This is a genomic window from Burkholderia sp. Bp8963, from assembly GCF_003854275.1.
Taxonomy (GTDB): domain Bacteria; phylum Pseudomonadota; class Gammaproteobacteria; order Burkholderiales; family Burkholderiaceae; genus Burkholderia.
Window position 1 is genome coordinate 1 of the sequence record NZ_QTQP01000069.1, and the last position, 25,509, is coordinate 25,509.

Consider the following 25,509-nt stretch of genomic DNA (forward strand, 5'->3'; position numbering starts at 1 on the left):
GCGGCGTCGCGCGACGCCCTTTGCAAAAGGGTGAAAAACTCGGGCCGCGGATCCATGAACAGCTTGAAAAAATTGGGCAAGACCCGAAGCTCGTCCGCGCGTTCTTCAGACATCCATCTGTCCGCTATATTTCTGACCTATGAGTAACTATTCACGAAACGACTGTCTGGAGCCAATACCCATGTTCAGTAAACAGATGCGTGCTGTGTTTCTCGGTGCCTTGCTCGCGACGACGGCGCCGGCCGGCCATGCGCAATACACGACCGACTGGCTCGCGAACACGTTCGGCACGCTCGCACAGCACGTCGGCAACGGCGCGAGGTCGATGTGGGTCGCGCCGGAGGGCGTCATCTATACGTCGTCGCGCTGGGATGAGAACGCGGGCGGGATGGCGATGTACCAGAACGGGCAGGGCCTCGGCACGATCGGCATCCATGACGAGTTCCAGGGCGGCGCGATCACCGGCAACGCGTCGTCGATCTTCGTCGCGCTCGGCTACAACCGGACGTTCGGCAGCGGCTCGGTCGGGCGCTACAACCGCTCGTCGAACACCCGCGACCTGCGGATTCCGGTCAGCACATGGACGGGGGTCCAGTATGCGGACGTGATCACCGGGCTCGCGACCGCCGGCACGCTGCTCTACGTGAGCGACTTCTACGCCAACCGCGTGCGCGTGTATACGACCAACGGCGTCTGGCAGCGCGACATCAGCGTGTCGGGCCCCGGCGCGCTCGCACTCGACGCCGCCGGCAACCTGTGGGTCGCGCGCAAGAGCGCGAGCGTGGTCGTGCAGTTCAGCCCGACCGGCATGCAGATGAACACGATCCAGATGGCGTCCACGTCGCGGCCGTCCGCGCTGTACTTCGATGCGTCCACCGGGCAGTTGCTGGTCGGCGACGAAGGGCCTGACATGAACATCAAGAACTACAGCCTGATCGGCGTTCCGCAGCAGATCGGCACGTTCGGCGTGCTGGGCGGCTACCTCGACACGACGACGGGCATCAAGGGGCAGGTCGGCGACAAGCGCTTCACGCGCGTCGCGGGGATCGGCAAGGACGCGGCCGGCAACCTGTACGTGCTGAACAACGCGTGGGGCGGCGGCTGGGACCTCGGACGCAACGGCAGCACCGACCTTCATTCATATAGCCCGACGGGCGCGCTGCAATGGAAGCTGCAGGCGCTGAACTTCGAGGCGATCGCGGCGCCGGATCCGGCAACCGACGGTGCGTTGTTCTACAGCGGCAACAACGTCTACACCGGCACCGCGGGCGGCACGTTCGTCGCGAACACGATCGATCCGTTCTCCTACCCGAAGGATCCGCGGCTCGACATGAAGGACTACCAGCGCGGCCAGCACTTCGGCCAGCTCGTGACCGTCGGCGGCAACCGGATTCTGGTCGCGTCGGGGCAGAACCCCGGCAACTTCAACTTCTATTACTTCAACGCGGCGAGCGGCTACATCGCGATTCCGGCCGGCTCGATTCCGGGCAAGCCGTTCAACACGACCCTGAAGGTCACCGCGGGCTTCACGATCGACGGCAACGGCGATGTGTGGGCCGGCCTCAACGGATCGAACGTGATTTCCCGCTATCCGATGACGGGCTTCGACGCGACCGGCAAGCCGTCATGGGGCAAGCCGGTGACGACTCCCGTGCCGGGCACCGTGTCGCCGGTCACGCGCATCATCTACCAGGCGGACAGCGACACGATGATCCTCGCGCAAGGCCTCGCCGGCAACTGGGACTGGACCGCGATGAACGGGCACATCGAGGTCTATCACGGCTGGAAGGCCGGCAACACGACCGCGCCGAACCCGGTGATCAACCTGACGAGCGCGAATCCGAAGTCGATCGCGGCGGCCGGCCACTACCTGTTCGTCGGCTACGTGCACACCGTGCCCAACATCGACGTGTTCGACCTGAACACGGGCGCCCTCGTCACGACGCTGACCAACTCGAACACGTCGGCGATGGACGTCGGCAACGACGTCGACTCGATGTACGGGATCCGCGCGTACCTGCGCTCGACCGGCGAGTACGTGATCACGAAGGACAACTACAACGGCACCAGCATCGTCGTGTATCGCTGGCATCCGTGATCGCGTCCGCGCGGTCGCGTTACTGCGGGCCGGGTGCGCCGAGCACGCGGCCGTGTACGGTCCGGCCGTACATCGAATCGGGCGTGTTGTGGAAGCGCTCGCGCGTGGCCTCGACCGATCCCGCGAAGCGCGGGTCCTGTGGCCGTTCGTGGCTGTCCATGAACGTCGCGACGTCCCACGCCTGCTGGTCGGTCAGCGTACCGCCGAGGCCGAGCGGCATGTTGGCCTTGATGAAGCCCGCCGCGTTGCGGATGTCGCCCATGCCCGCGCCCCAGTTGAACGACCGCGCGCCCCACAGCGGCGGGAACACGGTCTTGCCGCCGCTCGACTGACCCTGTCCGTCGGCGCCGTGGCACAGCGCGCAGTGCTGCGCGTAGACGGCGCCGCCGCGTGCGTAGTCGGCCTTCTGCGCGGGCGGCGACAGCTTCGGGAAGCCTTGCCCGGGCAGCTTCTCGCCGATCGGCGCACCCTTCGCGAGCCAATACGAATACGTTTCCAGCGCGACCAGGATCGGGTCGCCGTTTGGCGGCGCCTTGCCGTTCATGCTGTAGCGGAAACAGCCCTGCAGGCGCTCGGCGAACGTGTTCACGTGCCCGTTCTTGCTCCGGTACGCGGGGTACAGCGGATAGGCGCCCCACATCGGGCTCGAATCCGCGCGGCGGCCGGCGTCGAGGTGGCAGCTCGCGCAGGTCAGCGGGTTGCCGACATACTTGCCCGCGAACTCGGGCGTGTGCATGAAGATCTGTTCGCCGAGCTTCACCGTCTTGCCGAAGTCGTCGGTCGGAATTGCGGATTCGGCGGGCGGCGTGAACGGCTTCGCGGGCGCCGGCGTTGTGGGGCCGACACTGGGTGTCGGTGCGGGTGCGGGCGTGGATGCGCCCGGCGGCGCATCGGCCGCCGCGAATCCCGGTCCGCTGGCGGCCACGGTCAACAGCGTAACCAGCGCGCGGCGATACAGCCGGAGTCGATCGGTCATGGCGTGGCCCCTTGCGATGCCGGACCGGCGAGCGGCGTGCCGGTGCGGGCGTAGTAAGCGGCCACCGCTTCGATGTCGGGGCCGGACAGCTTGCTGGCGATCAGCGGCATCAACCCCATTGGTCCGGGCGGACGCGTGCCGTGTTTCCAGCCGTTCAACTGGTTCGCGAGATAGGCGGCCGGCTGGCCGGCCAGCGGTGGAAACGCGGTGCCCACGCCGATTCCGCCAGGCCCGTGGCATTGCGCGCACGCGGGCAGCCCCTGCGGCCAGCGGCCGCGCGTCGCGATCCATGCGCCGGTGTCGGACGGTGCGGCCGGCGTGTCGTCTTTGGTTGCGATGCCGGGCGGCGCGGGCAGCGACGCGAAGTACGCGGACACGGCTTCGCGCTCGTGCGCGGACAGCAGTTTCGCGAGCGGCTGCATGACCGGGTTCTGGCGGCTGCCGTCCGCGAACGCGGCCAGTTGCGCGGACAGGTAGGCGGCCGGAACGCCCGCAAGCCGCGGGAAACCGGCCGCCGCATTGCCTTCGCCGTTCGCGCCGTGGCAGCCGATGCAGGCCGCGACGCCGGTGGCCGTGCCTTGTGTCGCGATGGTCTTGCCGGGCGTCGCATCGTCCGCGCATGCGGCGGCCGCGACCGACAGCAGGCCGGCCGCGGCCAGCCACGCGGCGGCGAAGCGGCGACGCGGCTTCACGATCGAATCGTTCAAGTCTCCTCCTGGGTGGGGGCGCGTTTCGTTGGTTTTCGTTGGTATCTGCGCGACGCGCGGGCTCAGCTCGCGTCGGCTCGTTCGCGCGGCGTTGCTTGCGCGCTCGTGCCCGTATTCTCGCTCGTGCTTGTGTTCGTGGTCGTACTCGCGTTCGTATTTGTGTTCGCGCTCGATCCCGGCGCGCCACCCGCCGCGTCTTCACAGCGACCGAAGCCATATCGCTCGAAGATCCGGAACGCTTCCGGCGACCGGATGAACGCGAGCCACTGGCGCGCCGCTTCAGCGTGCGGCGCGCCGTTGACGAGCGCGCCCGCGTAGATCGCGGTGGTGTTCTGGTCGGCCGGGATGTCGACGTGGCTCAGCGGATGCCCGGCCTGCTCCTGGAACATCGCCTCGGACTTCCACAGCACGCCCGCATCGGCGCGCCCCTGCATCAGGAACAGCGCGGTCTCGCGATGGTGGATGTGGGTCAGCTCGGTCGTGCCCGCCCGCACCTTGTCGTCGTAGACGGTGCGCGCGAGCGGCTCGCCGCCCGCCTTCAGGAGCGACGCCTTGATCTGCCGCACGACGCCTTCGAATTCGGGGTTCGGCATCGCGAGCCGGAGGCCCGGTTTCGCGAGATCGTTCAGCGATGCGACGCGTTCGGGGTTGCCCGCGCGCACCATGATCGTCAGCTGGTTCGTCACATAGGGCACGGCGGGGCCCGTCAGCGTGCCGTCGGCGATCAGCGCGTCGACTTTCGCGAGGCCTGCGAAATATGCATCGGGCTTGACCGTCCACGTCATGTTGCCGACGGTGATCTTGCCGCCTTCCTTGATCTGCGTGACGAGCAGGCCGGGCGGAATCGTTTCCCAGTAGATCCGTCCGCGATATTCAGGATGATCCTCCTCGAACTTCGCGACGAGCGGCGCCATCGCGAAGAAGTAGTTGCCGCCGACGAACAGCACCAGCTTCGGCGCGGTCAGGTCGCCGTGAAAATCGGCGAGCACGTCGACTTGCGGCACCGTGAATTCGAGGCCGCGGTTCGGCGCGTCGTTGTTCCTGCCGTGTTGCCAGGGCGGGAAGGTGTCGGCCGGCGCTGCTGCCGACGCGGGCGCCGCGAACGCGACGTGAGCGGCGATGCCAAGCCAGCCCGCCAGCGCCGCATGCAGGAAGCGGCGAATCCGGCGGATGCTGCGGGATTGCGCCGGCATGTGGGTCGATGCCATGTCGATCCTTATTTGGCGTATGAGAAACCGGCGTGCTGCAGTTCAGGCAGCGTGCCGACCGCGCCGGGTGTGATGATCGCGCTCGGAATCACATGGTTGGTCAGGTCGGCGGCGAGTGCGTCGAGCGGCAGCTTGTCCGGATTCGCATTCGCGCCATCGAGCCGTTCCGCGAGTTCCCAGATCGCGTTGTGGCATGACAGGAACACGACGCCGCGCTGCAGCAGCGCCGCGATGCTGTTGTCGTGCGCGGAAAACGCGCCGTCGGCGCTTTCGTGATCCTGCGCGCCTTTCGACTGGGCGGGCTTCGGATCGAGCAGCGTGTTGGTCGCAAACTTGTCGCCGGCCAGTTTCGCGAGCCCGTACTTGTCCCACGCGGTCTGGTCGTACAGCGCGAGGTGTGCGGAGCCGTGCGTCGCCGACACGACCAGGAAATCGGGGTGCCGGAACGACCAGATCTGCGCGTTCAGCGCATTGCGCATCAGGTTCAGCCACGGCCCGCCGAGCTCGGTGTTGTCCCAGACCTGCTTCGGGCCGCCGCGATAGCCGATCACTTCGGTCAGCGCCGCGTTGTCCCATTGGTCCGGATGCTCGAGGATCATCGGCATCGTCTTGAAGTCGCGACGCCTCGGCGTGGCGGCGAGCCGTCGTGTGAGGTCGGCGAGGCGGGTGGCGCCACCGGGCAGCAGCGATCCGGTGTCGGACTGCGCCGCATGAGATCGGCCCGCGGCCGCCAGGATGGCCGTGCCGGCCGCGAGGCCGAAGGTCTTCAGCGCGCGGCGGCGCGCATGCCGGTCGGTCAAGGCGAGTCTCCTGTCGAGGTTGTTGTCCGGCAGTCGTCGTGCGGCCCGGCTGCATGCATTCGCTTGCTTGCGGGCGCGATGTTGCTATGTCGCGTGGCGACGCGGCCGTCGTGATTGCTCGATCAGTCTAGAGGGGTGCGTTCGACAACGGAAATCGCGATATCGGATGGGAGGTATTCGAGGGTCTGATGATTGATCGGGCGAGTGGCACGCGATGCTTGAGGAAGCGGCGGTCGGGTGCGTGCCGCGCGCGGTGCGTGGCCGCTGCAATGACGTCATGCGAACCCGCCGCATGACGACAGCGTTGGACTGTCGGCGGCGCGCTACTTCCTGCCGACCAGGTACTGCACGCCGGCCGGACCGTAGCGTTCCGCATGCGGAAGGTTGGCGGGGAGGTGGAAAGTGTCGCCGGCGCGGTAGCACCGTTCTTCGTCGCCGATGCGGATATGGATCTCGCCGGACAGGATCAGCGCTTTCGCTTCGAACGGATGCGCGTGCTCGTCCAGTTCGCCGGCCTCGCGCGTCACGGTAACGAATTCGGTGAAGCCCTCCTGCTCGAGGGCTGCGACAAATGCTTCGCGTTGCATGCGGGCCTCCCCGATCTGCGGCGTCGAACGACGAAACGTCAGTGGCGCAGGTTTGCGGGGCGGATGCATGGGGCCGGCGCCTGCCGCGCATTCCGTACGAACAAGCCCGCCAGCACCGCCCCGACCAGCGCGATCGCGCCGGCCAGCACGAACGCAGACGCGAACGACCCGCTGCGTTCGACGATGAGTCCGGTCACGGCCGGCCCGACGACGCCCGACAGGCTGCCCATGCAATGCAGGAAGCCGCTCACGCCGCCGACGCGTTCCGGGTGCACGACGTCCTGCACGATCGCCCAGTAGATCGCGCCCGTCACGTACAGGAAGAACAGCGACACGGACATCAGCGCGACCGCGCCTTGCGTCGATTGCACCGTTCCCGCCACCGCGACGCAGGCGCCCGCGCCGAGCAGGCAGGTGACGAGCACGATCCGCCGCGACAGCAGCAGGTTGCCGGTGAGCCGGTAGAGCGCGTCCGAAATCGCGCCGCCGCACGCGAGGCCGACCGTGCCGACCAGCCAGGGCACGACGGTGGCGACGCTCATCTCCTTGATGTTCAGGTGATGCGCGCGCACGAGGTAGCTCGGGAACCAGCTCAGGAAGAAGAACAGCACGTAGTTGTAGCTGAAGAACGCGACCGCGGTCGCGAGAATGCGCGGCTGCCGGATGTAGTGCGACAGCGTGAGCGCGGGTGCCGGCGCGCCGTCGGCCGAGCGCGGCGTGCCCGTCGGCGCGACGTTCACTGGCGTCGCGGGCCGGTCCGACGTCCCGATCATCCACACGACGACCCACGCGAGCCCGATCGCGCAGACGATCCAGAATGCCGGCCGCCAGCCGAATTGCGTGGCCAGCAGGCCGACGATCGGCCCGGCGATCGCGCCGCCGAGCGGCGAGCCCGCACTGAGGAGGCCCATCGCGGTCGCGGCCGCGTCGCGCGGCAGCCAGTTGTTCACCATCTTGTTGGCGGCCGAGCACAGCGGGCCCTCGGCCATACCGAACAGCAGCCGCACGATCAGCAGGCTCACGAAGCCGATCGTGAGCGCCGTCATCCCGCAGAAGATCGACCAGAGTCCGACCGCCAGGACATAGACGAGCTTCGGCCCGAGCCGGTCCGATGCGATACCGCCGATGAAGTTGAACAGCGCGTAGCCGACGAAGAACGTGCTGAATACGATCCCCATCTGCGCGGCATCGATGCCGAGATCCGTCTGCACGATCGGCGCGACGATCGACAGCGCAACGCGGTCGAGATAGTTGATGCCGTATACGAGGAACAGCAGGAATACCGTGAACCACGCCTGCGTCTTCTGCTTCATGCTTGTCTCCTTGATGCCGGTGGGCCGGCTGTCATGTGTTGTCTGTCTGTCGTCCGCCGCGCCGGGGCGATGTGACGGTGTGCCGGTGTGCAGCGCGCTCATCCGGTCCGCGCCGGCGGCGTGCCGGTCGCGCCATCGATCAGCGTACGCACAACGGCGCGAGCAGCGCGTCGGTGCCGCGTTCGCGCAGCGTCGAAAGATGCACGCCGATGCGCCGGACCAGCGCGTCGGGCCACGCGGCCGGCCCGGCGAGCGCGGGGCCGGACAGCGCCGCCTGCGCCGCGGCGGCCGCGTCGCCCGCGGATTCGAGCGTTGCCGCAAGCGCGGCCGCGCCCGGATCGCTGAGCGTCAGCGCGTCGCCGGTTTCGCTGCGCGCGGTTGCAACGTAATGCAGCCAGATCGCGAGCGCGCGCTCGAGATACGGGCGCTCGACACCGGCCGCCGCGCTCTCGGCGAGGGCGGGCAGCCAGCGCAGCGGCACCTTCTGCGTGCCGTCCATCGCAATCTGTTCGGTGCGGTGCGCGAGCGTCGGATTGCGGAAGCGTTGCGCGAGCGTCGCGCAATAGCCGTGCGCGTCGTAGCCGGACGGCACGGCGACGGTCGCGAGCAGGTCGTGCGTCATCACGCCGTCGACGAACGCGGCGATCAGCGGATCGGCCATCGCATCGGACACTGTCGACCGGCCGCGCAGCTGGCCCGCATACGCGATCGCCGAATGCGAACCGTTCAGCAGGCGCAGCTTCATCGTCTCGTAGGGCCGCACGTCGGTCGCGACGAGTGCGCCGGCGTCCTCCCAGCGCGGGCGGGGGCCCGCGAAGCGATCCTCGACCACCCATTGCGAAAACGGCTCGCAGACGATCGCCGCCGCGTCGCGCGCGCCGACGCGCGCTTCGACCCAGTCGAGCGATTCGGGTGTCGCGGCCGGCACGATCCGGTCGACCATGCTGTTCGGAAAGCCGACGTCGTCGCGGATGCGCCGCGCGAGCGCGGCGTCGATCCGCTCCGCATAGTCGATCAGCAGCGCGCGCAGCGTGTCGCCGTTCGACGTCATGTTGTCGCAGCAGACGACCGTGAGCGGCGCACCGGCCGGCCGCAGCCGCAGGCCGGCGGCGATCACGCCGAGGGCGGTGCGCGGCGCGTCGGGCGTCGCGAGGTCCTGGCGGATCGCGGGATCGTCGGCGTCGAGGCCGCCGCCGGGGCGTCGGTAATAGCCTTTCTCGGTGACGGTCAGGCTGACGATCGCCACGCCCGGGTCGGCAATCAGCCGTAGCAGCGCCGGCAACGATTCCGGCGCGAACAGCGCGCGATGCACGGCGCCGACGATGCGCGTGCGCGCGGTGTCGCCGTCACGCTCGGTGACGGAATACAGATGGCCTTGCGCGGCGAGCAGGTCGACGGTATGGCGACGGCGCAATTCGACGCCGGCGATGCCCCAGCGCGTATCGCCACGTTCGAGCGCGGCTTCCGTATAGAGCGCCTGGTGCGCGCGGTGGAACGCGCCGAGGCCGAGATGGACGATCCCGGTGCGCACGGCACGCCGGTCGTAGCCGGGGCGGATCGTGCCGGGCGGCGCGGCGGGCAGGAAGTCGGATGAACGAAGCATGACGGTGGGTTACGCCTTGTACCATGGTAGATGAGAGGTTGTATGCAGGTTATCCCCGGAATTTCGATGAAGTTATTGGTGTAAACGCGATATCAACAAAAATTCGGCGCTTGTGTACCATGGTAGATATACGGAATTTGATCGGATCATTCGACACATGAGCGACACAGCAGCATTGACGGAAGACATCGTCGTCACGGCGTTGCAAGGGTTCACGCTGGACGAGGGCCAGTCGTATACGCAACAGGTGCATGCGCTGCTGCGCAGCGCCATCGTGCGGGGCGCGCTGCCGCCGCGCACCGCGCTGTCGGAGGCCGTCATCTCGACGACGATCAAGGTGAGCCGCACGCCGGTGCGCGAAGCGCTCGCGCAGCTCGCGGACGAGCGGCTCGTGCAGATCTACCGGAAGGTCGGCACGCTCGTCGCGCCGATCTCGGTGTCGATCCTCGAGGAAGGGCGTTTCGCACGCAGCACGCTCGAATGCGCGAACCACGTCGAGCTCGCGCAGAAGATCACGCCCGCGCAACTGGCCGAGCTCTCGCGGCTTGTCGACGCGCAGCGCGATGCGGTGGACGCGCATGACGTCGATGCGTTCTTCTCGCTCGACGAGACGATGCACGGCCGCATGTTCGAGTTTGCCGGGCGGCCGCACGTGTGGGAAATGCTGCAGCCGATGAAGCGCCAGTTCGACCGCGTGCGCTGGCTGCTGCTCGACCGCGTCGAGGATCACGCGCGCCGCGCGCTGCAGGAGCACGAGCAGATCCTCGCGCACATTGCGTCGCGCAACATGGCGCTGCTCGGCGCGTCGGTCGCGGTGCACGTCGATCGCATCAGCACGCATCTGCCGGACGTGCGCAGCCGCGCGCCCCATTACTTTGTCGACTGAATTTGTCAACTGACTCGCCCGCTGGAGGAGCGCAGTGAAAATCGAACGCTTGCAGACCATCGTCACGTGCCCCGGCCGGAACTTCGTGACGGTGAAGATCGTGACCGACGAAGGCGTGTACGGCCTTGGCGACGCGACGCTCAACGGGCGCGAGCTCGCCGTGCGCGCATACCTGGAAGACCACGTGTTCCCGTGCCTCGTCGGCCGCGATCCGCGCAACATCGAGGACATCTGGCAATACCTGTACCGTGGCGCGTACTGGCGGCGCGGGCCCGTGACGATGACGGCGATCGCCGCGATCGACATGGCGCTGTGGGACATCCTGGGCAAGCTCGCCGGGATGCCCGTCTACCAGCTGCTCGGCGGCAAGAGCCGCGACGGGTTGATGGTGTACGGCCACGCGAACGGGCGCGACCACGAGGAAGCGGTCGACGCGGTGCGCGAGCATATCGAGGCCGGCTTCCGTGCGATCCGCGTGCAGTCGGGCGTGCCGGGGCTCGAGAAGGTGTACGGCGTTGGCAAGATCGCGGGCGCGTACGAGCCCGCCGAGAAGGGGCTGCCGCCCGAGGAACCGTGGGACACCGCGCTCTACCTGCGCCATACGCCAGAGCTGTTTCGCAAGGTGCGCGACGCCGTGGGCGACGCACCGCACCTGCTGCACGACGCGCATCACCGGCTGACGCCGATCGAGGCCGCGCGGCTCGGGCGCGATCTCGAGCCGTATCGGCTGTTCTGGCTCGAGGACGCGACGCCCGCGGAGAACCAGGACGCGTTCCGCCTGATCCGCCAGCACACGACGACGCCGCTTGCGGTCGGCGAAGTGTTCAACTCGATCTGGGACTGCAAGGACCTGATCCGCGACCAGCTGATCGACTATATCCGCGCGACGATCGTGCATGCGGGCGGGATCACGCACGTGCGGCGCATCGCCGATTATGCGGCGATGTACCAGGTGCGCACCGGCTTCCACGGTGCGACCGATCTGTCGCCCGTGTGCATGGCCGCGGCCGTGAACTTCGGCCTGTGGGCGCCGAACTTCGGCATCCAGGAACTGATGCCGCACAACAAGCTGACCGACGAAGTGTTCCCGCACAGCTACCGCTTCGAGGACGGCTACCTCGTGATGGACGACGTGCCGGGCCTCGGCGTCGACATCGACGAGACGCTGGCCGCGAAGTATCCGTACGAGCGCGCGTACCTGCCGGTCGCGCGGCTGCGCGACGGGTCGATGTGGAACTGGTGAGCCGCGAGAATCCGAAGGAGAGAACCGAAATGTTGAGTGTCGTTGTCGATCGTCCGAACAGCATGGGTGTGCGCGAGGTGCCGATGCCCGTGCCCGCCGCCGGCGAAGTGCGCGTGAAGGTCCGCTATGCGGGCATCTGCGGATCGGACCTGCACATCTTTCATGGCAAGAACCCGTTCGTGTCGTATCCGCGTGTCATCGGCCACGAATTCGTCGGAACCATCGACGCCGTCGGCGCAGGCGTCGATGCGGCGCGGCTCGGCGAGACCGTCGCGGTCGATCCGGTCATCAGTTGCGGCCATTGCCATGCATGCACGATCGGCCGGCGCAACGTGTGCCGGCACCTGACCGTGCTCGGCGTGCATCGCGACGGCGGATTCAGCCAGTACACGTGCGTGCCGGCCGGCAACGCGTACCGGATTCCGCCCGGGATCGCCGAACCCTGCGCGGCGATCGTCGAGCCGTTCGCGGTGGCCGCGAATGCGACGTCGCGCACCGGCGTGCTGCCGGGCGACGTCGCGCTGATCTACGGTGCGGGGACGGTCGGGCTGACGATCCTGCAGGTGCTAAAGCGCGTGTACGGCGTGCGGGCCTTCATCACCGACCGGCTCGACGCGCGCCTGCAACTCGCGCGCAAGTGCGGCGCGGCGGAAGACGAGGTCATCAACACGAGCGTCGAGAACCTGTCCGACGCGCTGCAAAAGCGCGGCGTGGATGGCGGCCCGACGCTGATCTTCGACGCGGTCTGCCATCCGTCGATTCTCGAGGAAGCGGTGCGGCTGGCGGCGCCCGCCGGCCGGATCGGCGTGCTCGGCTTCTCGTCGGAGCCGTCCGCGATCGTGCAGGCCGAGCTGACGAAGAAGGAGCTGACGCTCGCCGCGTCACGGCTCAATTGCGCGATGTTCCCGCAGGTGATCGACTGGATCGCTCGCGGCCTGATCCAGCCCGAGCATATCGTCACGCACAAGGTCGGCTTCCGCGATGTCGCGCAGGCGTTCGAGATGGCCGAGCAGCAGCCCGCAGAAAGCTGCAAGATCCTGCTCGACTTCGCGGGCGGCTGACACCGGTTCGGTTCAGCCGCCGGGGGGCGTCGCGTGCCCGACGGATAGTGGGCCTTGTCGAGCAGGTTCTTCACGTTGAGCTCGAGCCGGATGAGATGTCACGGGCATAAACCGATTAAAAGACTTTGAAACGCCCGAAAGACGGATTGAAAGTGAATGAATCACGGCGGAAACGCCGCATCGGGATTCAAGCCGCCGAATCAGTGCGGCTTTGTCCCCGACAGACCGATATTGCACACCAGCCCCCCGTCTGCTACCGTAGCGCGCAAAATCAAACGCAGTTAAATCAATGAGAGATCAAAGAGAGCCGGGGGCCGCGCGATGTCATTTTCCTGTCACGTCATAATCGACGCGAAGCCGCGCACCGTATGGCCCGCGCAGGCGGCGGGGTGATCGCAGCCGTTTTTCGCCGTTTGAAATCGCCATTTGAGCGATTGATAAACCGGCAGTGAATTCACCGGGCGTTTTTCCGGGAATCCGGCGAAACGCCGTCTTTAACCACCAAGCCTGACGAGACCATACAATTGAAAAAACTTTCCGCGTCGTTCGCGACGGCCGCGCTCGTGGCGTGCGCCACGCTGGCGGGCATTCCGCAGACGAGTATTGCCGCACCGGCCGACGAACCCGCGATCGCTGCGCGTTACGGCGCAGTCATCGACGCCTATACGACCAACATGTCGGAAGCCAAGGCGAAATACGACGGCAAGCGCCTCGCGTTCGAAGGTGCGGTGATCCGGATGGGCAGCGACCCCGACGGCACGTACTTCGGTGCGCTGACGAACGACGGTGCGCAGTTCGACACCCACTTCGACGTGGCCGACCAGGCCGCGCTGAAGAGCAAGTTCAAGGGGCAGGAGATCAAGCCGTTCGAGGCATCGGCGTTTTTCCGCTTCAGCTGCCTGAACGAAGGCTATATCGACGCGCCGGTGCTGCCCGGCCTGAAGCTCACGCATTGCCGCGCGAGCCAGTGAAGTAGGGCGGCGGCGCGCGCCGCTCAATCGCGCGTGCCGCCGCCTTCCAGCCGCCGCATTGCCTCCGCCACCTCGTTCCTGAACCGCACGAGCGCCGCGCGTTCCGGCGCCGGCGGCTGCACGGCGGCCCACAGCATGTCGATCAGTTGCGCGGCCGTGGTTTCCGTATCGAGTTTTCGGCGCCCGAGTATCGCGTCCCACAGCACATGCTCGATCGGCCCGAACACCATCGAGCGCAACAGGCTCAGCGGCAGGTCGGTCCGCACCTGTCCGGCCGCCTGCCCGCGCGCGAGCACGTCCATCAGCGGCGCCGTGTAGCGGCGCTGCAGCGCGGTCAGCTCGTCGCTGAGCGCGTGCTGCTTCGCACGCCCCTCCGACAGCACGAGCGCGCACAGCCCGGTGCCGCTCACGAGCATCAGCCGCAGGTGCGTGCTGACGACGAACGCGAACTGCTGGTCGACGGGCGCGCCGAGCGGCATGCCGCTCTCGAATACGGTGATGTTCTCGTCGTACCAATCGGCGATCACACGCGCGCACAGCTCGCGCTTGCCGCGGAAGTAGCTGAACACGGTCGCTTCGGACACGCCGACGCGCTGGGCGATCTCGGCGGTCGTCGCGTGTTCGTAGCCCTTTTCGGCAAACACTTCACGTCCTACGCGCAGGATGTCCTGCACACGCTGCTGGGATTTGCGGCCGGCGGGCGCGCGGGGCGCGTCGGCGCGGTCGGCTTTGACGGTGTCGGTCATGGTGTCGGATGCACGGCTGTCATCCGGAAATGATATCTGAGTATCACTCAAAAAACTATTGACGACGGCCCCCGACGAGCGCGACACTACGCACAATTTCCGCAGTATTGGCTAACGAATCGGCGCAACATCCGGTTTTTGAGCAAAACTCAGAAAACGGTGCGCGCAACGCACTTTCTGGAGACGGAGGAGACATGAGCAACCTGCCCGGCGTGCAATTCATGCTCGGTGAAGACATCGAGATGCTGCGCGACGCCGTCGCGAACTTTGCGGCGAAAGAAATCGCGCCGCGCGCGGCGGAAGTCGATCGTACCGACCAGTTCCCGATGGATCTGTGGAAGAAGTTCGGCGATCTCGGCGTGCTCGGCATGACCGTCGCCGAAGAATACGGCGGCGCGAACATGGGCTACACCGCGCACATGGTCGCGATGGAGGAGATCTCGCGCGCGTCCGCGTCGATCGGCCTGTCGTACGGCGCGCACTCGAACCTGTGCGTGAACCAGATCCACCGCAACGGCACCGAAGCGCAGAAGCAGAAATACCTGCCGAAGCTCGTGTCCGGCGAGCACATCGGTGCGCTCGCGATGAGCGAGCCGAACGCCGGCTCCGACGTCGTCAGCATGAAGCTGCGCGCGGACAAGCGCGGCGACCGCTACGTGCTGAACGGCACGAAGATGTGGATCACCAACGGCCCCGATTGCGACACGCTCGTCGTCTACGCGAAGACGGACGTCGAAGCCAACGCGCGCGGCATCACCGCGTTCATCGTCGAGAAGGGGATGAAGGGCTTCTCGGTCGCGCAGAAGCTCGACAAGCTCGGCATGCGCGGCTCGCACACGGGCGAGCTCGTGTTCCAGGACGTCGAAGTACCGGAAGAGAACATCCTCGGCCAGCTCAACGGCGGCGTGAAGGTGCTGATGAGCGGCCTCGACTACGAGCGCGCGGTGCTCTCGGGCGGCCCGACCGGCATCATGGCCGCGTGCCTCGACGCGGTCGTGCCGTACATCCACGACCGCAAGCAGTTCGGCCAGGCGATCGGCGAATTCCAGCTGATCCAGGGCAAGGTCGCCGACATGTACACGACGTTCCAGGCGTGCCGCGCGTACCTGTACGCGGTCGGCCGCCATCTCGATACGGCCGGCAGCGACCACCTGCGCCAGGTGCGCAAGGACTGCGCGGGCGTGATCCTCTACACGGCCGAGAAGGCGACGTGGATGGCGGGCGAGGCGATCCAGATCCTCGGTGGCAACGGCTACATCAACGAATACCCGGTCGGCCGCCTGTGGCGCGATGCGAAGCTCTACGAAATCGGCGCCGGCACGAGCGAGATCCGCCGCATGCTGATCGGCCGCGAGCTGTTCGCGGAAACGATGTAACGCCCACGTCAAGCGAACGGAGCCCCGTCGATGCCGATCATCGAATCCAAACTGAACCCGCGTTCGGAAGAATTCCGCGCGAACGCCGCGGCGCTCGAGGCGGTCGTCGCCGACCTGCGCGCGAAGATCGAACAGCTCGCGCAGGGCGGCGGCCCGGCCGCGCGCGACAAGCACCTGTCGCGCGGCAAGCTGCTGCCGCGCGACCGCATCGCGCAACTGCTCGATCCGGGCACGCCGTTCCTCGAGCTGTCGCAGCTCGCGGCGAACGGCATGTACAACGACGACGCGCCGGGCGCGGGGATCATCACCGGCATCGGCCGGATCGCGGGCCGCGAATGCGTGATCGTCTGCAACGACGCGACGGTCAAGGGCGGCACCTACTATCCGGTCACCGTGAAGAAGCACGTGCGCGCGCAGGAGATCGCCGCGGAAAACCGGCTGCCGTGCGTGTACCTCGTCGATTCGGGCGGCGCGAACCTGCCGAACCAGGACGACGTGTTCCCCGACCGCGACCACTTCGGCCGGATCTTCTACAACCAGGCGACGATGTCGGCCGCGGGCATCGCGCAGATCGCTGTCGTGATGGGCTCGTGCACGGCCGGCGGCGCCTACGTGCCGGCGATGAGCGACGAGTCGATCATCGTGAAGAACCAGGGCACGATTTTCCTGGGCGGCCCGCCGCTCGTGAAGGCTGCGACCGGCGAGGAAGTGAGCGCCGAGGATCTCGGCGGTGGCGACGTGCACACGCGCCTGTCGGGCGTGGCGGACCATCTCGCACAGAACGACGCACATGCGCTGTCGATCGCACGCAACATCGTCGATCATCTCGCGCCGAAGCTCCCGCTTCCGGTGACGCTGCGCGACGCGAAGCCGCCGCGCTACGATGCGCAGAGCCTGTACGGCGTGATCCCGGCCGACACGCGCAAGCCGTTCGACGTGCGCGAGGTGATCGCGCGCATCGTCGACGATTCCGAATTCGACGAATTCAAGGCGCGCTACGGCACGACGCTCGTCACGGGGTTCGCGCATATCTGGGGCCATCCGGTCGGGATCGTCGCGAACAACGGCATCCTGTTCTCGGAATCGGCGGTGAAGGGCGCGCATTTCATCGAGCTGTGCTGCCAGCGCAAGATCCCGCTCGTGTTCCTGCAGAACATCACGGGCTTCATGGTCGGCCGCAAGTACGAGAACGAAGGGATCGCGCGGCACGGCGCGAAGATGGTGACGGCCGTGTCGAATGCGAAGGTGCCGAAGTTCACGGTGATCATCGGCGGCTCGTTCGGCGCCGGCAACTACGGGATGTGCGGCCGCGCATTCGGGCCGCGCTTCCTGTGGATGTGGCCGAACGCGCGGATCTCGGTGATGGGCGGCGAGCAGGCCGCGTCGGTGCTCGCGACCGTGCGTCGCGACGGCATCGAGGCGAAGGGCGGCGCGTGGTCGGCCGACGACGAGGAAGCATTCAAGCAGCCGATTCGCGACCAGTACGAGCGCCAGGGGCATCCGTACTACGCGAGCGCGCGGCTGTGGGACGACGGCGTGATCGACCCCGCGCAGACGCGCGACGTGCTCGGCCTCGGGCTCGCGGCGTCGATGAACGCGCCGATCGACGACACGCGTTTCGGCGTGTTCCGGATGTAAGCAGACACCAGGAGCGGACGATGCGATACGAAACCATCAAGGTCAACGAAGCGAACCGCGTCGCCACCGTCACGCTGGCGCGCCCCGACGTGCGCAATGCGTTCAACGAGACGATGATCGCCGAGCTGACGACCGCGTTCGAATGGCTCGACGCGCACGCAGGCGTGCGCGCGGTCGTGCTCGCGGCGGAAGGCCCCGCGTTCTGCGCGGGCGCGGACCTGAACTGGATGAAGAAGATGGCCGGCTACTCGGACGACGAGAACCGTGCCGATGCGCGCAAGCTCGCGCGGATGCTCGAGGCGATCCATCGCTGCGGCAAGCCGGTGATCGCGCGCGTGCATGGCGATGCGTATGCGGGCGGCGTCGGCCTCGTGGCCGCCGCCGATATCGCGATCGCCGTGGAGGGCGCGAAGTTCTGCCTGTCCGAAGCGCGCCTCGGGCTGATCCCGGCGACGATCGCGCCGTATGTGGTGCGCGCGATGGGCGAGCGCGCGGCGCGGCGCTACTTCACGACCGCGGAAGTGTTCGACAGCGCGCGTGCGGCGGCGCTCGGCTTCGTGCACGAAACGGTGCCGGCCGATGCGCTCGACGAGACGGTCGCGAAGCTCGCGGCGGCGCTGGACGCGAACGGGCCTGACGCGGTGCGCGCGTGCAAGCGGCTCGTTGCCGACGTCGCGGGCCGTCCGCTCGACGCGGCGCTGATCGAGCAGACCGCCGAGTGGATTGCGCGGACCCGCGCGGGCGCGGAAGCGCGTGAGGGCATCGCCGCATTCCTGGAGAAGCGCACGCCGTCATGGCGGGCCTGACGTAACCGATTGTGGTAACCGACTGCTGAAGCTGACTGCCGAAGCTGACTGCCGAAGCTGACTGCGCTAACCGACAGCGGCAGCCGACGGCGCTTCGCATTGCGTGATACGCGAGCGAAGCGCGAACCCCATCCCTTACCGGACGACATCGAAGCCATGTTCGACAAGATTCTGATCGCCAACCGTGGCGAAATCGCGTGCCGGGTCGCCGCGACGTGCAAACGTCTCGGCGTCGCGAGCGTCGCCGTCTATTCCGACGCGGATGCGCATGCGAAGCACGTCGCCGCGTGCGACGAGGCCGTGCATATCGGCGGATCGGCGGTTGCCGACAGCTACCTGCGCATCGAGCGCATCATCGAAGCCGCGCGCGCGACGGGTGCGCAGGCGATCCACCCCGGCTACGGGTTCCTGTCGGAGAACGAGGATTTCGCGCACGCGTGCGAGAAGGCCGGCATCGTGTTCATCGGGCCGCCGGTCGACGCGATCGCCGCGATGGGCTCGAAGGCCGCGGCAAAGGCGCTGATGCATGCGGCGGCGGTGCCGCTCGTGCCCGGCTATCACGGCGACGAGCAGGATGCGGCGCTGCTGCATCGCGAGGCTGATGCGATCGGCTACCCGGTGCTGCTGAAGGCGAGCGCGGGCGGCGGCGGCAAGGGGATGCGCGTCGTCGAGCGTTCCGGCGATTTCCCCGCGGCGCTCGCGTCGTGCCAGCGCGAAGCGGCAAGCAGCTTCGGCAACGACCGCGTGCTGATCGAGAAATACCTGACGCGCCCGCGTCACGTCGAAGTGCAGGTGTTCGGCGACACGCACGGCAACACCGTCTACCTGTTCGACCGCGACTGCTCGGTGCAGCGCCGTCACCAGAAGGTGCTCGAAGAAGCGCCCGCGCCGGGCCTGGCCGAAGACGTGCGCCGCGCGATGGGCGAGGCGGCGGTCGCGGCCGCGCGCGCAGTCGGCTATGTCGGCGCGGGCACCGTCGAATTCATCATGACGGGCGACGCGTTCTACTTCATGGAGATGAACACGCGCCTGCAGGTCGAGCACCCGGTCACTGAGATGGTGACGGGCCTCGATCTCGTCGAGTGGCAACTGCGCGTCGCGGCCGGTGAGCCGCTGCCTTTGAAGCAAGAGCAACTGCACGTGACGGGGCACGCGATCGAGGCGCGTCTTTACGCGGAGAACCCTGCGCGCGGCTTCCTGCCGTCGACCGGCACGCTGAAGCATCTGCGCCTGCCGGACGGTGTCGAGTTCGCGATCGGCGCGCCGGTGCGTGTCGACAGCGGCGTGCGCGAGGGCGATGCGATCACGCCGTTCTACGATCCGATGATCGCGAAGCTGATCGTGCATGGCGCGAACCGCGACGAAGCGCTCGGCCGGATGATGCGCGCGCTGCGCGAATGCGAGGTGGTCGGTCTGTACACGAACGCGGCGTTCCTGCAGCGGATCGTCGCGTGCAAGCCGTTCGCGACGGCCGATCTCGATACGGGCCTGATCGAGCGCAATCACGACACGCTGTTCGCGCCGCAACAGCCGCCGCGCGCGGCGCTCGCGCTTGCCTGTGCGGCGTTGCGCGCGCGCGAGCGCGATGCGCTGACGGACCGCCGATCGCCGTGGGCCGCGTTGTCGAACTGGCGCTTGAACGCGAGCTTCGGGCGCACGCTCGAATGGCGCGCGATCGAGCGCGACGCTGACATCACGGTCGCGTTCGAAGAGGATGCGGCCGGCAAGCGGCTCGCGATCGGCGATGCGCCCGCGCAGCCGTTCGCGTGGGCGCGCGGCGCGAGCCCGCTCGACTTCGAGGTGACGCTCGACGGCGTGCGCAGCAGCGGCCGCGTGTATGCGGACGGCGACACGTTCCATGTGTTTACGCAGGGCGCGTCCGAATCGTTCGAATGGCGCAACCTGCTCGCACATGCGGGCGACGCCGAGCACGGCGGCGGGCGTCTGACCGCGCCGATGCCGGGCAAGGTGATCGCGGTGCTGGTCGAGGCCGGACAGGCAGTCGAGCCGGGCACGCCGCTGATCGTGATGGAAGCGATGAAGATGGAGCACACGATCGGCGCGCCGAGCGCGGGCGTTGTCGCGGAAGTACTGTATGGCGTCGGCGACCAGGTCGCGGACGGCGCGCAATTGCTCGTGATGGCGGAGGCCTGAGCGTGACGTCGGGGATGGCACGGCTTCGAGTCGTAAGCCCCATCCCCGCCGACAACATCAATCTGCTCGTCGCTGGAATCTGATCGAGCAGTCGGGCAGAATTTCGCCGTCGGCGGTATCCCGGCCGATCGCGAGCGTCACACGCAACACGCCACACTTTCATGTGGAGTTTCGAGTGCGCCTTGCGCCAGCCAAGGCGCTTCGAGTAGCCGTGTTGGCGCCCCCTTTTTTCTCTTCGCCGTCGACCTTCAGGCCCATGCCGTCGATTACCAGGCGCAGTGACTAGCCGCTTGCGATGATCGGTACCAGCAAAACTGGCTAAAAGGCCAGAGTTCGCAAACTTTGCTCGAAGCCCTGAAATCGGCGCGGCGTTCGGCGAATCTGCGAGTTCGGCTTTATCGATTCACATCGCCAACTCGCCTGCATCGATCTGGGTGGCGTTGTAGGCCGGCCAGTTCCGAACGAGGCCACGCTCCTTGCACTTATGCGTCGTGTTCGCATCTTTACGCATCTTCTCGGTCGGCAGAAACCGGGAATCCATTCATCGTTCAGGATTTTTAACAGTTAACGGAATGGTTTTTCTTGCTGTTGTGCGTGAGCGTCTACGAACTGTGTCCTCAGTCGTTTCACGAGACAGCGCCTTCAAGAACCACGGATCGCTCACGCCCAGTGCGGATTCGAGCCGCTTGTTGCGCATGATTTTCCTTCTTCTCCCTATGTAAGACCGGGGCGATTCCACCTGCTCGACCCTCCACTGGGACATATTTCAATTGCTTGACAGTCCACGCTGATGTTCGTAGCATCATTTGCGAATGCGAATCATTCGCGTTGTGGATGGTGCGTGTTCCTGGGTTTTTATGTGTTCATTTAATATATTTATTGAGGAATACTATGAGAAATGGTGCAAGCAAGGAATCGTTCGAAATCGCGCGCGTCGGGGGTGTCGACGTCGTTACGCTGAAGCAGGACGCCTGCAAGGCGACCATGGGCGGAGACGGCGGCATCGCCGAATACTTCAACAGGCCGATGCATATTTATGATTGGCAGATCATGGATTCGGGCTACTACGGCTGATCGATCAGGAGGGCGGCGAGCTCCGTTCGCGGGTCGCCGTCCGTCTTCCGATATGGAATTTCGTCACATCTGATGCACGGGATGGCCGTATGCGTTACGCGTTGAGTCAGCACGCAAGATTGGCTTATTACGAGGATGACCTGATCATTCTCACTATTTACGACAACAGGTTTCATCTGATCAAGGACATCTCCCGGGATGCCGTGGATGCCCTTTTCGAGCCTATGGCCGGGCAGAGGGGTTCTGGCTTGCGCGACGCATTGCGGATCATGGGTGTGCTGGAAGAGTCGTGCGATCGCGCGGATACTCCGCCGGCCGGATTGAGGCCGCAGAGCTATGTGGAGCAACGCTGGATGATGCCTTTGACGCGTCATGCACCAGCCACCTTTTTGGGTATCGCCGCATCGCTCGCTGCCCTTTATCGGGCGACGCTCATGATCAAACTGGGAGGATTCAGGCGCATCGTTTCGATGAGAAAAGGGGCGGCAAGAATGGCACCCGGACCGATCGACGTCGACGGAATCGTGCAGGCCTCCATGGCCAATTTGAACCGGGTGTTTGCCTGCGATGTCAGCGGTAACCGATGCCTTACCTATTCCCTCGCACTGACGCTTCTGTTGAGACGGAAAATTTCCAATGTGGTACTGGTTGTCGGGGTGAGAACGCGCCCGTTCTTCAGTCACGCCTGGGTCGAGGTCGACGGCAGGGTTGTGAGCGACGCAGTCGATTTGCGCAAAAACCTAGCGGTTATCCTGGAGGTTTGATGTTCATTGCTTACCCGGAAAACATCGCAGAGCACCTGGAACGCGTCATTGGCGAATGGGCGAGAAGAAATCGGTTGTCAACACATCTTCACGGAAAATTCGTTGTGCGATGTTCAGATCGGTGGACGGTTTCAAAGTGGGGGAATGTCATCGAGTTCTTCGAGGGTGTGGCATATGAGTGGCCGACCTGTCAGACTAGGTCCGCACCAGAGAGACACGCTCGCCTTTCGAATTCGATCGGCTATTTCACGTCGATCCTGTTGGGTTTGGAAACGCTAGAGGTGGTCAGAAGCCTGTATCGAGCCACTGATCTTTTCTATACCGAATTGGACGGCATGATGCTCGTCTGTAGCGAACTGGCTGCCATCGTCGCCTTGCGTGGCGGCTTCGCAAGTCAGCGCATCGATGTCGGCTACTGCCACGATTTCATAGCACATCAGCAACAATTCGATGGGCATACGTCGTTCGAGAACATACGCGAGGTCATGCTTGGTGAATGTATCAGGATGTCGACATCTGAAATCGTAAGTGCGGCGTTCGTCAACCAGCCGATCGTTCCGAACGGCGATATCGTCGACACGTTGCGCGATACTCTGGCCGCATTCACGCCGCCTTTCGACAGTACCGTGCTGATGTTTTCCGGCGGTCTGGACTCGAGCACCTTGCTTTGGACGCTGCTCGCAAACGGCACGAAACCGCTTGTGCTGCATAGCGAATCGGATCCCGACGCGAGGGACAGTGAGTATCAGGACGCGGCGGCGGTAGCATTGGATCTCGGCTGCGAGATCCAACGGTTCGTGCCTGAGCGGGAGGATTTCAGTCGGGCATTCACGATTTCAACTGATAGCTCGTCCTCATCTCCCAACGATGTATCAATTTTTCGATCCCGATCTCCAACTCGTTCCAGTCCGTCGATCGACGAGACATCATTGCTTATAACAGGGCATGGAGGGGATCACGTATTCATCCAGAATCCCGAGAACAATTCGTGCCTGGCGGCGTTGCAGGCAGGGCGGGTACTCGAGTACGTGCGAACCGTACGAAAATTGTCCAGGCTAAAGGGGCGGCGCGGTGTCGAGATCGTTTGTCATAATCTCCGTCTCCTGACGGGAGCGCGCTCACTTTCAGGTTCATTTCCTGGCTGGCTGCCGAGACCGAGACATCGGTCGGCACGTCGAACCGGTCACTATCTGATACGGGATCTGGATCGCCGCACGGCGAAATACAGCCACCTCTCAGCCATCCTGCAGGCGCTGCAGTCAACATGCATTCCACGCAACGGACCGCCCATGCTCGCTCCGTTGCTGTTGCAGAACGTTATCGGGCACATGATAGGAATTCCCGTTCCGGATACCTTCACGGAGACTCATGACCGTGTCACGCTGCGCGAATCCATTTACAGAAAGTCCGGGAAATCGTTCGCATGGCGGCGGACGAAACGTGCATCGTCAGCGTTTCTATTTGACCTCCTGTCCCAATCTGAAGCGAATATTACCGATCTGATCGACCGTTCGCACTTCGTGACGCTTTTACATATCGACCGAGACGCGCTTCTCGCAGAAGTGCGGCAAAACTGTCGAATTGCATTGACCGAGAACTTCAAGCACATCGTCAACCTGTACAAGATCGAAGCGCATCTTCGGTCGATCGAACATCAATCTGCAAGTCTGACCAGACCATGAAACGCTGGATCGAACTTCATTCGGAAATCGGGCGCCATCTGCGGGGACGGGAATGTCATTTCATCGTCGCAATCCTGTTCTGCACGCTTGGATCTGCGACCTCGATGGCGATGTCACCGGTTATCCTGGGGCGGTTGACCGACAGCCTGCTGGCGGCGGATCTCCAGAGGCAGGCTTACGTCGTCTATCTCGCGGCGAGCTACCTGATCGCCATCGCGATACCCAGGCTTCTCGGCACCGTCGATCTCTATCTCCAGAGCATGCTTCGCCTTCGTGCAAACCGCTCGCTCCTTGCGGGTTACTTCAACTACCTTTGCCGGCAATCGGAAAGTTTCTTCGTCAGCAAGAATTCCGGGGAACTGACTCAGGAGATCACCCAGGCATCGAATGACCTCTACGTCATCGTCCGCAATCTCTGCGCTTCGCTCATCTCTCCGATCGTCCAGATCTGCATTGCCGTTGTGGTTCTGGTGTCCAATCGTGATCTGCTGGTAGCCGGAACGATCGCGATCTACGTCGTGCTCTTCGTGGCGAATAACGTGATACACGGCAGGAAGCTCGTCGAACTCAAATCCCGTTGCATGGACGCCGGCAGAAAATCCTATGCGACGTTGACGGATTCGATCACCAACATTCAGGTGGCACGCCAGTTCAACTGCTATCCCTTCCTGCTCTCCCGCTACCAAAGGGTGCTCGACGAAGACCGGCATACGCAAGGCTACTATTGGAAAATCAGCTTGCGTATGCAGTGCTTCAACGCTTGCCTGTTCGTCGGCCTGTTTGGCGTAACGTTCCTGATGGCCCTGCACGAAGTCGTGACAGGATCACGTTCGGTCGGCAATTTTGTGCTGGTGGCGGCCTACACGGTGACGCTGCTGTCACCGATCGAAATCCTGGGCAATATGTTCACGGAAATCAATCAATCGCTGGTCACGTTCGGCGGATTCGTCGATAAGCTGTCCGCCGCCACGAGACCGGTGCCGCGGCTCGATCCGAAACCAGTGCCCCATCCAGCCGCGCCGGCAATCGAATTCGAACGCGTTTGCGTGACTTACCCGGGAGCTGACCGGCGGGCCTTGAGCGATATTGGTCTCACTGTCGATTCGGGGCAGCGAGTCGCCATCACCGGGCCAAGTGGCGCGGGGAAAAGTACGCTGGTCAAGGTGCTGACGAAACAGCTCGTCGCGGAAGTCGGGGTGATCCGGATCTTCGGGGAAGACCTTTTGCGTATCGACGCACAGACATTGAGTGAGCGTATCGGTTGCGTTTCCCAGGACGTTTTCCTGTTCAAGGACACGCTGCGCTTCAATTTGCAGATCTCGCGCCCGGACGCATCTGATGCGGACATGATCACCGCGCTCGAATGCGCCGGGTTGAAGGATCTGCTCATCGGCATGCCGGCGGGTCTCGACACGATGCTCGGCGATCGCGGCGCCACGCTTTCGGGCGGCCAACGGCAACGACTTGCGTTGGCGAGGCTGTTTCTGCGCGCGCCTGATATCGTGCTCGTCGACGAGGGAACGTCGTCACTGGATCTCGTCACAGAGCAATACGTGCTCGACAAGATCTTCGAAATCTTTTCGGGAAAGACAATCGTCATGATCACACACCGGCCCAGTGCGATGACGAAGGTGGATGCGGTGATCGTCATGTCCGACGGCCAGATTGACGACCACGCCGACCCCGATGTGCTCCGATCGCGGAACCCGTTCTTTGCCCGAGTGATCGAATCCATTTCCTCCCCATGAAGGCCACTACCAGCGATCCCTGTCGCGCGGAACGCCTTGGCCGGCAACGCGCTTTATGCGACTGCCCC

23 protein-coding genes and 1 pseudogene are annotated in these 25,509 nt (G+C 65.2%); 14 read left to right on the forward strand and 10 right to left on the reverse strand.

The window, feature by feature from the left end:
• A pseudogene (locus DID96_RS33655) lies at positions 1-143 on the forward strand (IS630 family transposase); the annotation flags it as partial.
• 38 nt (positions 144-181) lie between these two features.
• Positions 182-2,098: an SMP-30/gluconolactonase/LRE family protein gene (locus tag DID96_RS33660; RefSeq protein ID WP_124603512.1), complete on the forward strand. Its 1,917-nt coding sequence runs from the start codon at positions 182-184 to the stop codon at positions 2,096-2,098.
• 19 nt (positions 2,099-2,117) lie between these two features.
• On the opposite strand, the gene DID96_RS33665 is transcribed toward DID96_RS33660, so the two are convergent.
• The 7 genes from DID96_RS33665 to DID96_RS33695 all read right to left on the reverse strand — a co-directional run bounded on the left by DID96_RS33665 (position 2,118) and on the right by DID96_RS33695 (position 9,292).
• Entirely contained in the window at positions 2,118-3,074 is a 957-nt protein-coding gene (locus DID96_RS33665) for a c-type cytochrome (protein WP_124603513.1), read from the reverse strand.
• A complete protein-coding gene (locus tag DID96_RS33670; protein ID WP_124603514.1) occupies positions 3,071-3,781 on the reverse strand; it encodes a c-type cytochrome in 711 nt (236 codons plus the stop codon). The genes DID96_RS33665 and DID96_RS33670 overlap by 4 nt, the downstream gene beginning before the upstream one ends.
• A gap of 62 nt (positions 3,782-3,843) precedes the next feature.
• Positions 3,844-4,989 (reverse strand): substrate-binding domain-containing protein, encoded by a 1,146-nt coding sequence (locus tag DID96_RS33675; protein ID WP_124603515.1) that lies wholly within the window; start codon positions 4,987-4,989, stop codon positions 3,844-3,846.
• An 8-nt stretch (positions 4,990-4,997) separates the two neighbouring features.
• A complete protein-coding gene (locus DID96_RS33680; RefSeq protein WP_124603516.1) occupies positions 4,998-5,789 on the reverse strand; it encodes a transcriptional initiation protein Tat in 792 nt (263 codons plus the stop codon).
• Positions 5,790-6,112: 323 nt separating this feature from the next.
• Positions 6,113-6,376: a cupin domain-containing protein gene (locus DID96_RS33685; protein ID WP_124603517.1), complete on the reverse strand. Its 264-nt coding sequence runs from the start codon at positions 6,374-6,376 to the stop codon at positions 6,113-6,115.
• 38 nt (positions 6,377-6,414) lie between these two features.
• Positions 6,415-7,689 (reverse strand): MFS transporter, encoded by a 1,275-nt coding sequence (locus tag DID96_RS33690; protein ID WP_185732451.1) that lies wholly within the window; start codon positions 7,687-7,689, stop codon positions 6,415-6,417.
• Positions 7,690-7,828: 139 nt separating this feature from the next.
• Positions 7,829-9,292, reverse strand: coding sequence for a mannitol dehydrogenase family protein (locus DID96_RS33695; RefSeq protein WP_124603518.1), 1,464 nt, complete (start codon positions 9,290-9,292; stop codon positions 7,829-7,831).
• 157 nt (positions 9,293-9,449) lie between these two features.
• Between DID96_RS33695 and DID96_RS33700 the strand changes: the two genes are divergently transcribed.
• From DID96_RS33700 to DID96_RS33710, 3 genes are read left to right on the forward strand one after another with little or no spacing between them, the layout of a single operon-like run.
• On the forward strand, positions 9,450-10,178 hold the full coding sequence (locus DID96_RS33700; RefSeq protein ID WP_124603519.1) for a GntR family transcriptional regulator: 729 nt from the start codon (positions 9,450-9,452) through the stop codon (positions 10,176-10,178).
• A 34-nt stretch (positions 10,179-10,212) separates the two neighbouring features.
• Complete coding sequence (gene manD, locus DID96_RS33705; protein WP_124603520.1) at positions 10,213-11,421, forward strand: D-mannonate dehydratase ManD; 1,209 nt, start codon at positions 10,213-10,215, stop codon at positions 11,419-11,421.
• A 29-nt stretch (positions 11,422-11,450) separates the two neighbouring features.
• Positions 11,451-12,482: a Zn-dependent oxidoreductase gene (locus tag DID96_RS33710; RefSeq protein WP_124603521.1), complete on the forward strand. Its 1,032-nt coding sequence runs from the start codon at positions 11,451-11,453 to the stop codon at positions 12,480-12,482.
• Between the two features lie 335 nt (positions 12,483-12,817).
• On the opposite strand, the gene DID96_RS39215 is transcribed toward DID96_RS33710, so the two are convergent.
• Entirely contained in the window at positions 12,818-12,940 is a 123-nt protein-coding gene (locus tag DID96_RS39215; RefSeq protein WP_260464114.1) for a hypothetical protein, read from the reverse strand.
• 66 nt (positions 12,941-13,006) lie between these two features.
• Between DID96_RS39215 and DID96_RS33715 the strand changes: the two genes are divergently transcribed.
• On the forward strand, positions 13,007-13,453 hold the full coding sequence (locus DID96_RS33715; protein ID WP_124603522.1) for a hypothetical protein: 447 nt from the start codon (positions 13,007-13,009) through the stop codon (positions 13,451-13,453).
• A gap of 23 nt (positions 13,454-13,476) precedes the next feature.
• On the opposite strand, the gene DID96_RS33720 is transcribed toward DID96_RS33715, so the two are convergent.
• Positions 13,477-14,199: a TetR/AcrR family transcriptional regulator gene (locus DID96_RS33720; protein WP_124603523.1), complete on the reverse strand. Its 723-nt coding sequence runs from the start codon at positions 14,197-14,199 to the stop codon at positions 13,477-13,479.
• Between the two features lie 194 nt (positions 14,200-14,393).
• Between DID96_RS33720 and DID96_RS33725 the strand changes: the two genes are divergently transcribed.
• From DID96_RS33725 to DID96_RS33740, 4 genes are all read left to right on the forward strand, one after another.
• Positions 14,394-15,575, forward strand: coding sequence for an isovaleryl-CoA dehydrogenase (locus DID96_RS33725; RefSeq protein WP_124603524.1), 1,182 nt, complete (start codon positions 14,394-14,396; stop codon positions 15,573-15,575).
• A 30-nt stretch (positions 15,576-15,605) separates the two neighbouring features.
• Entirely contained in the window at positions 15,606-17,213 is a 1,608-nt protein-coding gene (locus DID96_RS33730; RefSeq protein WP_124603525.1) for a carboxyl transferase domain-containing protein, read from the forward strand.
• A 20-nt stretch (positions 17,214-17,233) separates the two neighbouring features.
• Entirely contained in the window at positions 17,234-18,019 is a 786-nt protein-coding gene (locus DID96_RS33735) for an enoyl-CoA hydratase/isomerase family protein (protein ID WP_124603526.1), read from the forward strand.
• A gap of 156 nt (positions 18,020-18,175) precedes the next feature.
• Entirely contained in the window at positions 18,176-20,173 is a 1,998-nt protein-coding gene (locus DID96_RS33740; protein ID WP_124603527.1) for an acetyl/propionyl/methylcrotonyl-CoA carboxylase subunit alpha, read from the forward strand.
• A gap of 403 nt (positions 20,174-20,576) precedes the next feature.
• On the opposite strand, the gene DID96_RS38555 is transcribed toward DID96_RS33740, so the two are convergent.
• A complete protein-coding gene (locus DID96_RS38555; protein ID WP_185732452.1) occupies positions 20,577-20,714 on the reverse strand; it encodes a hypothetical protein in 138 nt (45 codons plus the stop codon).
• Positions 20,715-21,064: 350 nt separating this feature from the next.
• On the opposite strand from DID96_RS38555, the gene DID96_RS33745 reads away from it, so the two are divergent.
• The 4 genes from DID96_RS33745 to DID96_RS33760 all read left to right on the forward strand — a co-directional run bounded on the left by DID96_RS33745 (position 21,065) and on the right by DID96_RS33760 (position 25,441).
• Positions 21,065-21,247, forward strand: coding sequence for an acinetodin/klebsidin/J25 family lasso peptide (locus DID96_RS33745; protein WP_185732453.1), 183 nt, complete (start codon positions 21,065-21,067; stop codon positions 21,245-21,247).
• An 89-nt stretch (positions 21,248-21,336) separates the two neighbouring features.
• The gene (locus tag DID96_RS33750; RefSeq protein ID WP_124603529.1) at positions 21,337-22,011 is read left to right on the forward strand and encodes a lasso peptide biosynthesis B2 protein; all 675 of its coding nucleotides are present in this window, start codon (positions 21,337-21,339) and stop codon (positions 22,009-22,011) included.
• Positions 22,011-23,693, forward strand: a complete 1,683-nt coding sequence (locus tag DID96_RS33755) for an asparagine synthase-related protein (RefSeq protein ID WP_124603530.1) — start codon at positions 22,011-22,013, stop codon at positions 23,691-23,693. Before DID96_RS33750 ends, DID96_RS33755 begins: the two co-directional genes overlap by 1 nt.
• Positions 23,690-25,441: an ABC transporter ATP-binding protein gene (locus DID96_RS33760; RefSeq protein ID WP_124603531.1), complete on the forward strand. Its 1,752-nt coding sequence runs from the start codon at positions 23,690-23,692 to the stop codon at positions 25,439-25,441. The genes DID96_RS33755 and DID96_RS33760 overlap by 4 nt, the downstream gene beginning before the upstream one ends.
• Positions 25,442-25,509 lie beyond the last annotated feature (68 nt).

Bases quoted from the DNA above. Each gene is read 5' to 3' on its own strand.
- DID96_RS33660 (WP_124603512.1), top strand. From the start codon at position 182: ATGTTCAGTAAACAGATGCGTGCTGTGTTTCTCGGTGCCTTGCTCGCG.
- DID96_RS33665 (WP_124603513.1), bottom strand. From the start codon at position 3,074: ATGACCGATCGACTCCGGCTGTATCGCCGCGCGCTGGTTACGCTGTTG.
- DID96_RS33675 (WP_124603515.1), bottom strand. From the start codon at position 4,989: ATGGCATCGACCCACATGCCGGCGCAATCCCGCAGCATCCGCCGGATT.
- DID96_RS33685 (WP_124603517.1), bottom strand. From the start codon at position 6,376: ATGCAACGCGAAGCATTTGTCGCAGCCCTCGAGCAGGAGGGCTTCACC.
- DID96_RS33690 (WP_185732451.1), bottom strand. From the start codon at position 7,689: ATGAAGCAGAAGACGCAGGCGTGGTTCACGGTATTCCTGCTGTTCCTC.
- DID96_RS33695 (WP_124603518.1), bottom strand. From the start codon at position 9,292: ATGCTTCGTTCATCCGACTTCCTGCCCGCCGCGCCGCCCGGCACGATC.
- DID96_RS33700 (WP_124603519.1), top strand. From the start codon at position 9,450: ATGAGCGACACAGCAGCATTGACGGAAGACATCGTCGTCACGGCGTTG.
- DID96_RS33710 (WP_124603521.1), top strand. From the start codon at position 11,451: ATGTTGAGTGTCGTTGTCGATCGTCCGAACAGCATGGGTGTGCGCGAG.
- DID96_RS33720 (WP_124603523.1), bottom strand. From the start codon at position 14,199: ATGACCGACACCGTCAAAGCCGACCGCGCCGACGCGCCCCGCGCGCCC.
- DID96_RS33725 (WP_124603524.1), top strand. From the start codon at position 14,394: ATGAGCAACCTGCCCGGCGTGCAATTCATGCTCGGTGAAGACATCGAG.
- DID96_RS33730 (WP_124603525.1), top strand. From the start codon at position 15,606: ATGCCGATCATCGAATCCAAACTGAACCCGCGTTCGGAAGAATTCCGC.
- DID96_RS33735 (WP_124603526.1), top strand. From the start codon at position 17,234: ATGCGATACGAAACCATCAAGGTCAACGAAGCGAACCGCGTCGCCACC.
- DID96_RS33740 (WP_124603527.1), top strand. From the start codon at position 18,176: ATGTTCGACAAGATTCTGATCGCCAACCGTGGCGAAATCGCGTGCCGG.
- DID96_RS38555 (WP_185732452.1), bottom strand. From the start codon at position 20,714: ATGGATTCCCGGTTTCTGCCGACCGAGAAGATGCGTAAAGATGCGAAC.
- DID96_RS33745 (WP_185732453.1), top strand. From the start codon at position 21,065: ATGAGAAATGGTGCAAGCAAGGAATCGTTCGAAATCGCGCGCGTCGGG.
- DID96_RS33750 (WP_124603529.1), top strand. From the start codon at position 21,337: ATGCGTTACGCGTTGAGTCAGCACGCAAGATTGGCTTATTACGAGGAT.
- DID96_RS33755 (WP_124603530.1), top strand. From the start codon at position 22,011: ATGTTCATTGCTTACCCGGAAAACATCGCAGAGCACCTGGAACGCGTC.
- DID96_RS33760 (WP_124603531.1), top strand. From the start codon at position 23,690: ATGAAACGCTGGATCGAACTTCATTCGGAAATCGGGCGCCATCTGCGG.